This is a genomic window from Sediminispirochaeta bajacaliforniensis DSM 16054, from assembly GCF_000378205.1.
Lineage (GTDB): Bacteria > Spirochaetota > Spirochaetia > DSM-16054 > Sediminispirochaetaceae > Sediminispirochaeta > Sediminispirochaeta bajacaliforniensis.
Map to the genome: position 1 here is coordinate 1 of NZ_KB899450.1, position 7,976 is coordinate 7,976.

At 48.0% G+C, this 7,976-nt stretch carries 7 protein-coding genes and 1 pseudogene; 4 read left to right on the forward strand and 4 right to left on the reverse strand.

What is annotated here, in order from left to right; translation table 11 throughout:
* From F459_RS24325 to F459_RS0121460, 3 genes and pseudogenes are all read left to right on the forward strand, one after another.
* Positions 1 to 1,441: pseudogene (locus F459_RS24325) on the forward strand (hypothetical protein); the annotation flags it as partial.
* Positions 1,434 to 1,598 (forward strand): hypothetical protein, encoded by a 165-nt coding sequence (locus F459_RS24070; protein ID WP_020614703.1) that lies wholly within the window; start codon positions 1,434 to 1,436, stop codon positions 1,596 to 1,598. The pseudogene F459_RS24325 and the gene F459_RS24070, both read left to right, overlap by 8 nt.
* Before the next feature lie 24 nt (positions 1,599 to 1,622).
* On the forward strand, positions 1,623 to 5,246 hold the full coding sequence (locus F459_RS0121460; protein ID WP_020614704.1) for a hypothetical protein: 3,624 nt from the start codon (positions 1,623 to 1,625) through the stop codon (positions 5,244 to 5,246).
* Positions 5,247 to 5,254: 8 nt separating this feature from the next.
* On the opposite strand, the gene F459_RS0121465 is transcribed toward F459_RS0121460, so the two are convergent.
* Positions 5,255 to 5,794 (reverse strand): hypothetical protein, encoded by a 540-nt coding sequence (locus F459_RS0121465; protein ID WP_020614705.1) that lies wholly within the window; start codon positions 5,792 to 5,794, stop codon positions 5,255 to 5,257.
* Positions 5,795 to 5,843: 49 nt separating this feature from the next.
* Between F459_RS0121465 and F459_RS0121470 the strand changes: the two genes are divergently transcribed.
* Positions 5,844 to 6,545: a hypothetical protein gene (locus F459_RS0121470; protein ID WP_020614706.1), complete on the forward strand. Its 702-nt coding sequence runs from the start codon at positions 5,844 to 5,846 to the stop codon at positions 6,543 to 6,545.
* 15 nt (positions 6,546 to 6,560) lie between these two features.
* On the opposite strand, the gene F459_RS0121475 is transcribed toward F459_RS0121470, so the two are convergent.
* From F459_RS0121475 to F459_RS0121485, 3 genes are all read right to left on the reverse strand, one after another.
* Entirely contained in the window at positions 6,561 to 7,097 is a 537-nt protein-coding gene (locus F459_RS0121475; RefSeq protein WP_020614707.1) for a hypothetical protein, read from the reverse strand.
* 333 nt (positions 7,098 to 7,430) lie between these two features.
* Positions 7,431 to 7,706, reverse strand: a complete 276-nt coding sequence (locus F459_RS24745) for a GxxExxY protein (protein WP_081623780.1) — start codon at positions 7,704 to 7,706, stop codon at positions 7,431 to 7,433.
* A 74-nt stretch (positions 7,707 to 7,780) separates the two neighbouring features.
* Positions 7,781 to 7,976, reverse strand: a 196-nt coding sequence (locus F459_RS0121485) for an integrase core domain-containing protein (RefSeq protein ID WP_026295153.1), incomplete at its 5' end; no start/stop codon positions are given.

Genomic DNA, 7,976 nt, shown 5'->3' on the forward strand with positions numbered 1-7,976 from the left:
CAACAATCCCAACTGCCCCTTTGTCATCGGCTCGGTGCACACCAAACGGACCCCTCCCTACTACGAGCAGGACGGAGCCAACGACAAGAAGTACATCAGGACAAGAAGCGGCCTTGAGATCATGATGAACGACAAGGAAGGAGAAGAGGAGCTTGTGATCAGCGCCAAAGAGGGGAAGATGAGGATCAGCCTCTCATCGGCCGGCATTCAGATCGTCAACGAACTTGGGGACATCAACATCAAGTGCAGAAAGCTTACCGCTTCATCCAGCCAGGCCATCATCAAGGCAAACGCAAATCTGAAGGCCAGCTCAAAGGGGAATGTGGGCCTTGATGCCTCAGGTGATATGAGCATCAAGGCCGGAGGGAATGCCGTCTTTGAAGGTTCGAAGATCGCCATCAAGGGGAGCACCGGAGTAACGGCGGAAGGCAAGCAGGTGGCAAAGCAGGACGACCCGGTTGTAGGGGTTGATAAGCACGATGTGCAGATACCCACGAGCAAGGGGTGGAAGACCCTGCCGAAGCTGCCCCACCCCTATGTGGGAAAGCTTGCAGACGGGCTGTCCAGTGATGTAACGGTAAACAACAAACCTGCCGCGGTGAAGGGGTCGAAGTCGGCCTTTTCCCCGGGCCACATTCCCATAGGAGGGGTGAAGTTCAAGAAGAACCCGAACAATGAGGGAGAGGTAACATCCGGCACCATTGGAAGTGTGAAGATCAACGGGAAGGAGGCGGCGGTGTTGGGAGCGAAGGTGAAGACCTGCACCGATCCGCAGCCGGCCGAGAACTGCAGCATCTTTGCCTTTGGGACGGCGGTGGCCATCCCGTTTATGCCGCCGGGCTTTGATCCCGAGCAGTACAGGCGGGATGGAGGGTTTGTGGTGAACACCACCCAGGTGGTGGCGCCCAGGGGGACGCCCAATGCCTTGAAGGATGAGCGGAGTATCTCCAGCCCCCAGTGGAGTGCTTCTACTGCCACGGTGGGAGAAGAGGTAACGCTCTCTGCGAATGTGGAGAGTCAGAACGGACTCAGAAGCCCGGTGTACTTCATGATCTACCCGGAAGGAGCCGACCCTGAGGTTGACCCGAAGATAGCAGAGCTGTCCACCGTGGTGGAGCGTGGCCGGGCGGAAGTTACCTGGAAGTACGTGTATGTGCCTGACCCGCAGAAGCCGCTGACCGAGAAGCCGAAGTTTTTCTTTGTGGCCTGGGCATTCAGGTGCGGCAAGCACCGGAGCGGGGTGATTGAGATGGGGCAGGATGTAAAGGCTACCGTCTGTGATGCACTGGGAAACCCTCTGGGTTCGGTTTCCTACACATTGATACAGCCCGACGGGAGTGAAACAGAGGGAACAACCGGGGATGATGGAATTGTTGAAGAGACTGGTCTGATTCCTGGACGCTACGAAATCGTCTTGAAGCAGGAGGAAGAAGATGAGTGACACACAATCCAGAGAAGAAGAAGAAGAGAAGGAAAAACCGATAGTCATTGAAATAGATATGAATAAACAAACCGGCGGCGAATATCACCTGACACTGGAGACCGGAAAACGATATACCATCGTCATGCGACGCCCCCGCTTCCGCTTATCCCGGTAATAGAAAAAAGGAGATAGAACTACCATGAGCATCACCTTTCCCTTTGAAAACAGGGCGGCACAGGCCCTTTCGAATAATCTTGGCTTTGGCGGAGGATTTTATCCTCTTGGAGAGAACAATCTCTGGCATGGCGGTGTGCACCTCCAAAGTGTTGTTGATCCCGAGACCCATCTTCTGCGGCCCATAAAAACGGCCTATCAGGGAGAGCTTGTTTGTTCCCGGTTTTCCGAAACCTATATAAGTCAGGATCTTCCCGAACGCCTTAGCGCGGACGAGGTCAGGAACCTGAATACCCGGGGCCGGGCTGTGGTTTTGCGTCACTACACGGAACGGGAAACTGGTGGACTCATCTTTTTTGAAAAGAATACGGGAACCATGTCTCCGGAAGATGAAGGTGAACTAAAAAGCACACTGAACCTCTATTACTCCAACAGCTTTGCCCTGGTCCGCCATCAGGCTCATACCCCCTTCGGGCAGGCGATTACTTTTTATACCCTGTACATGCATCTCAAACCCTATGGACTGCTTTCGGAAGAGGATACATCAAGGCTCTTTTATTTCCACAAAACCATTACCGCAGAGGCAGAATATGCAAGCCTCGGTCTGGCCCTGTATCAACATAAAAACGGCACCGGCATTCGGAAATACCTTCCCGAAGAAAGCTACCTTGAAGTCACAACCGATCCCCTTTGGCACCTTCCGGAAGAAAATACCACTCTTGCACAGGTGAGAAGCCGCTACCTGCCCCATCAGGGTATGGAAGGGTTTATCAACCTCAGCTATTGCACCCTTGTTGAAGAAGCAAGCTACAAGGCGGCGCGGGAGCTGGAGTTCTATCATCGGGACAGCGGAGAACTCATTGGGACCATTCCCGCAGATACCCTGCTCACCATTCCCGACCAGGAGACGTATGTTGAAGACCGGGACGATGAGCGGAGGCACCAAAAAGCAGCACGGCAAACAGGAAACAGGCATGTCTATCTCAGGGTTGCCTCGGGCGAGCTTGTCATCAGCCAGGAGATGGCCAGGCAAGGGGAACTTCGCTACTATCCCGCTAACAGGCCCTTTCGCAGAACCAGTGACGGACGCTATGTCATGACACAGGATGCCGACCTGTACAAGGACAGATGGGGCTTCTCTGCGAAGAAGCTTTACGAAGGTGATGAAATCGAAATAGTGGACACGCCGGACAGGGGGCTGCTCGGCATGCTTCACACAGAGGTACGGCTCAAGCTCGACGGAATAGTGGATGGTCTGGTCTACATCACAGAGGCGGATATCACCATAACACCGGCTGTCTACCAGGTGCAATCCCGCCTTCATGCTCGGGAAGGAGCCGCGGGAGAAATTGGTCGCGGGGACAAGACAGGTATCAGGGTCAGAAGGATTCCCGGCCGATACCGTGACGAGGAGCGGCGTATCTGCAACGAAGCCATTGATATTATCTCCAGAGGCGATCCTGTTTATTTTGAAGACCTGGACAGATTTCTGGACCTGCGCTTTGGAGAAAGCTCCTCTGCATATCTCAAGCTTGATCCTGCGTTTTATGATTACCCGGAGGGAGAAGCATATGTATATGTCGGGGCAGGCGAGGAGAACAGGGAGGAATATCAGGTAGCCTTCGATCTTACCCCGCCTGACTACGCAAAAGATGTTGAGCGCAACGGCGAGGTGGTTTTTTACGGAGATCCCATACCGATACCCTCTTCTGCAGTTCTGGGCTACGCCGGCGACATGCTTGAAGACAAAGACATTGTTCATTTTGAACTCTTCACCGACAATACCGATTTTCTCACCCCCATGAAAAAAGATGGCACGATTGAGGACAAACCGGTTTATCGAATAGAACCGGGAACAACAGGATTCAAAAGGTGTGCAGACATTGCCGTAAAGGCTCCCAGGGAGCACGCAATTCCCGGCCTCAGCTGCCTCGAAATCATTATGCATGATGGTGAGCGCCTTGGATCACTGCCGTTCAGCAATGCCCGAAGGGTGAGAAGGGCCTCGGGAACACCCATTGAGGCCTGGGTGCTCTGGGTACCGGAAACCTGGGACACCGCTATGAGGTGGGACGGCCATCGCTACAAAGGCCAGGCAGATACCCACATCAATGTCTTCACCTCCTGCCCAACCGAACAGGAGAAAGAGCCTGAGAGCGTGGAGGTGGTGATCTATGAGGATGAAACTTTCGAGCTCATAGCTACCAGTGCCACTATACCACAGGCCTTGAGCGGGCAGACTCAATCTGAATACGGCGATTACAGAAAATTCCGCTTCCACCGGGCACTGGAAGACGGGGAAACTTCCCAGACATTTTTTATCGACCTCACCGAGACAACCACCAAAGCCATTATTGAAAACAGGATTATCGAGCTGCAGGAAAATCTCACAGAAGTCTATGATGCAAACCCCGAACAGCATGATTTTTCCGAAGACGATACCAGGGAGATTACGCAGCAACACCACTTCGAGCGCATCAGGGATATCGCTCTGGATGTACATGACAATAGGTATGTGCTCATTGAAACGAGCCCCGACACCGAGGCATGGATTGCCGAAGATCTGTTTACCAGGGTCATCACCAGGCTCAACTATTTTAACTGGGGGGATTTCTTTCAGGAGTTCGATGATCCGAACAAGGACGGTATCATGGAGCTTGGAGAACTTCTGGCGAACGTCCTTCCTCCCGGGGTATCTGTTCCCGGCACGCTGGCCGAGGGCGGAGTGCTGGCTGCCCTGCGAAATGATGAGATACGGGAGGCTGCAAACAAACTGATTGTCAAACACAAAAGTGAATGGGATACTAAAAGTAATGATTACTTTAACGCGTTAAAAAGGCACCCTTACCGGCTTAGCGATCCTGAGGTTGAAGAGGTACGAGCCTTCAGCAGCAATCTTGATTTCTGGCAGGAGGCAGCAGCCGTCCTTCCTGCCTCCGACAACCTCACCTTTTTCCATCCCGTCACGTTCCTTACCCACCTTGAAAAGGTTACCCAGGTCGACTGGATCGAGTTCATTGAAGGGATGCAGTTGATTGATGATCAGTATTATGCCGGCAGGATAAGGGACAAGGAGATAAGGATATTGCATTCATATAATACCCGGGAATTAACACTTACCGGTCTCAGGTCGGAAGTCATAACAGAAGATGGAAAAACCCGGGGAGAAAACATGAAGATGGTATTGAATACCTGCCTCGACTTTCTCTTTGATCCTGAAGCTGATGATCTGAACAGTATTCAAATAAATTGCTTTTTTCAGACAGAGGGACGCTCCCGGGCTTCATCTCACAGGACAGGATTAGCCATTGATTTGGGAGGACCGGACTTTAAATTCAATGACCAAACGATACCTTTCGATAAAGAAAAGGCCTTACGCTATGCAAATATTCTGGGGCGCCTTGGGGTAAAGGCCATCCTCTTTAACTGTCAATACGTCATTGACAAGGCGGAATACAGAAATGTATATGGACATAAACAACACGAACACCATTTTCATCTTGACTTTCATTATTCATCATTTTCAAGTGCTTCCAGTAATTTCAACTGTTGGGGTAGGTATAAAAGTACAGATGGAGAATTGGAAAGATATTCTTGTTGTAATTATGAGAATTGTAACTATAAGCAAAAGAGGCCACTGCAGTCATGAAACTGTAACTATTTCCTCTTCCATATTTCAGGCGTAGACAGTTCTCCTTCCTCAACCATCTGCTTTAAAACAGGTGGCCAATGATCTATCAATAGCATTAATTCCAATTCATCATTTTCAAACGAAAGAACTCTATAGCGATATAGGGTCATTCCGCTACTTTTTCGATACTGAAACACATATTCTTTCTCATCGTAGGACCAGCTTCCTGTATAGATACCTCCAGCATCACCTGCCTTTACAACAAATTCTTCCTTGAAAATCAAGTAAGAATTATTGTTAAATTCTATCTCATCCGATGGCTCTAAATCCTCCGAATTATTCAGATAATAAGAAGAAACAACGCTCCATTCCCCGGGAACAATATCCACAAATTGCAAACCTTCGGGATGCTCGGGCGCCTGTATTTCGGGGTCTGCACGTTCTTCCTCAATGACTTCACCCTTGGCAGCCTGTGAAGCTCCTGCATCTGCTTCTTTCGATGCACCACAAGAGGGAAAGGAGAAAAGAACAACAACACTCAGGAAAGCCATTTTCACTTTTTCCATACATACTCCTTCAATACCTTTTTCTGTAGTATACAAAACCCCTCTTCTTTTGAGAAGCTTTTTCCCATCCGTCACGTTCCTTACCCACCTTGAAAAGGTTACCCAGGTCGACTGGATCGAGTTCATTGAAGGGATGACACAGATAGGGCAGACAACCACCTATAGAGGGCACATCAATAATAAAACGGTGTACATTGAAGAATACGAGCGAACACAAACCCTTGCGGCGCTGCGAAATCATGAAGCAGCGCCCCGTGGAACCACCTATGCCGAAAACATGAACATGGTACTGGACAATATCCGGAGTTTCCTCTACGACCCGGACGTCGATGACATAGAAGAAATCACCTTTACCTCCACCTATCGACCGGATAACGCATATTCCCATGGATCGGCTCTTGCAATGGATCTGAGTGGACGAAACTTTACCTTTAGCAATAACTCAAACCTGCCCTTTGACCGGGAAGCTGCTTTACGCTATGCAAATGTTTTGGGCCGGTATGAAGTGAAATCGATCCTCTTCAATTGTCAATATGTGAGGGATAATGTAGACAAAAAGAATGTTTTTGGACTCAAACAGCATGAACATCATTTTCATGTTGATTTTGGTGTTGAAAGCTTTTCCAATGATACCCAAAGATTTAACTGTTGGGGTTCCTATGTGCCTTTTGGAGCAACAGTTGAAAAAGGAGAAAGAAGATACAGATGCATCAATCATGCAAATTGTACATACAAAAATAAAAGAAAGTAGCCTACGGCAAACTGCTTAATCGGTCGCTTTTATCCATGTTTCTGGCTTGAGAGATTCTTTCGGAATTCTTTCTTGCCAGAATTTATCTAGATGATCTATTAATTCTTGTAACTTCATTTCATTTTGCTGATAAGAAAGCACCTTAAATCTATAAATCATACCATTTATTTCATACTGGAAAATATGTTCCATTTCATCATATGACCAGGATCCTTTGTATACTCCCCCCAGATCACCGTAATCAACAGTAAAATCTTTGTTAAATACTTGAAATCCTAAAGAATCAGCATCAGGGCTTTCAGCAGCTTCGCGCTCAAGTTCTTCTCGTTTTTCATCAGAAAGGACAACACTCCACTCCCCAGGAACAACATCTACAAATTGCAAACCTTCGGGATGCTCGGGCGCCTGTATTTCGGGATCTGAATTTCCTTCTTGAATAACTTCACCCTCTGTACCCCGTGAAGTTCCTGCATCTGCTTCTTTCGATGCTCCACAAGAGAGAAAGAAGAAAAGAACAACAACACTCAGGAAAGCCATTTTCACTTTTTCCATACATACTCCTTAAATACCTTTTTCTGTAGTATACAAAACCCCTCTTCTTTTGAGAAGCTTTTTCCCTCTTAGGAAAACAGAAAGATGATCTGGCTCTTGCCACTCTTAATCACCTTATCAGCAGTGTTTAGTTAGTTGCATTCATCTAAAATTTCAATAATGAAAATCATTTTATGCATGAAAACTACTGAACAAAATTAATCATTCGAGCTATACTCTGTATTAATAATAATTGATAAAAATAATGTAACGTAAAGGTACGACATTGATAAAATGTATTATCAAAAAATCGCAATTTTCCACGGACTAAAAGGGAAAGGGGCTATGCCCCCTTTACGGAGCATGCCGCTTCGTATTCACAAGACGCTTGAAGAACAAAGACGGCGCATTGAAGTTAAGCAAGTACCCAACAGGAAGATGCGACAACTTCAAATAATTGAACAGCTGCGATTCCATCCCGCTTGTTACCTGCCCTACCGCCTTCAGTTCCACAAGAATACGATCTTCAATAACAAGATCTGCACGAAAGGACCCAACAGATATCCCGCGATAGGAAACAGCAACCCCCTTCTGCCGTTCACAGACAAGCCCCTGAGCCTCAAGCTCTATGACAAACTATGCTGAGCCCGTTTGTCAAACAGTTTTGCAAACTATTTAAGGTGGAACCTACCGGTATAATCTGACTATGCAGCAGCTTTAAGCTCCTTTTCCTGGAATGATATATACATCTCTTCCGGAGTCCTATAATCCAGGCCCTGATGAAATCTTCGGCTGTTGTAGAACCTGAAGTACCGGGTAAGTCCGGTTTTCAGTTCTCGCACTGATTCATAGGACTTCAAGTAAATATCTTCATACTTGAGAGTTCGCCAGAACCGTTCA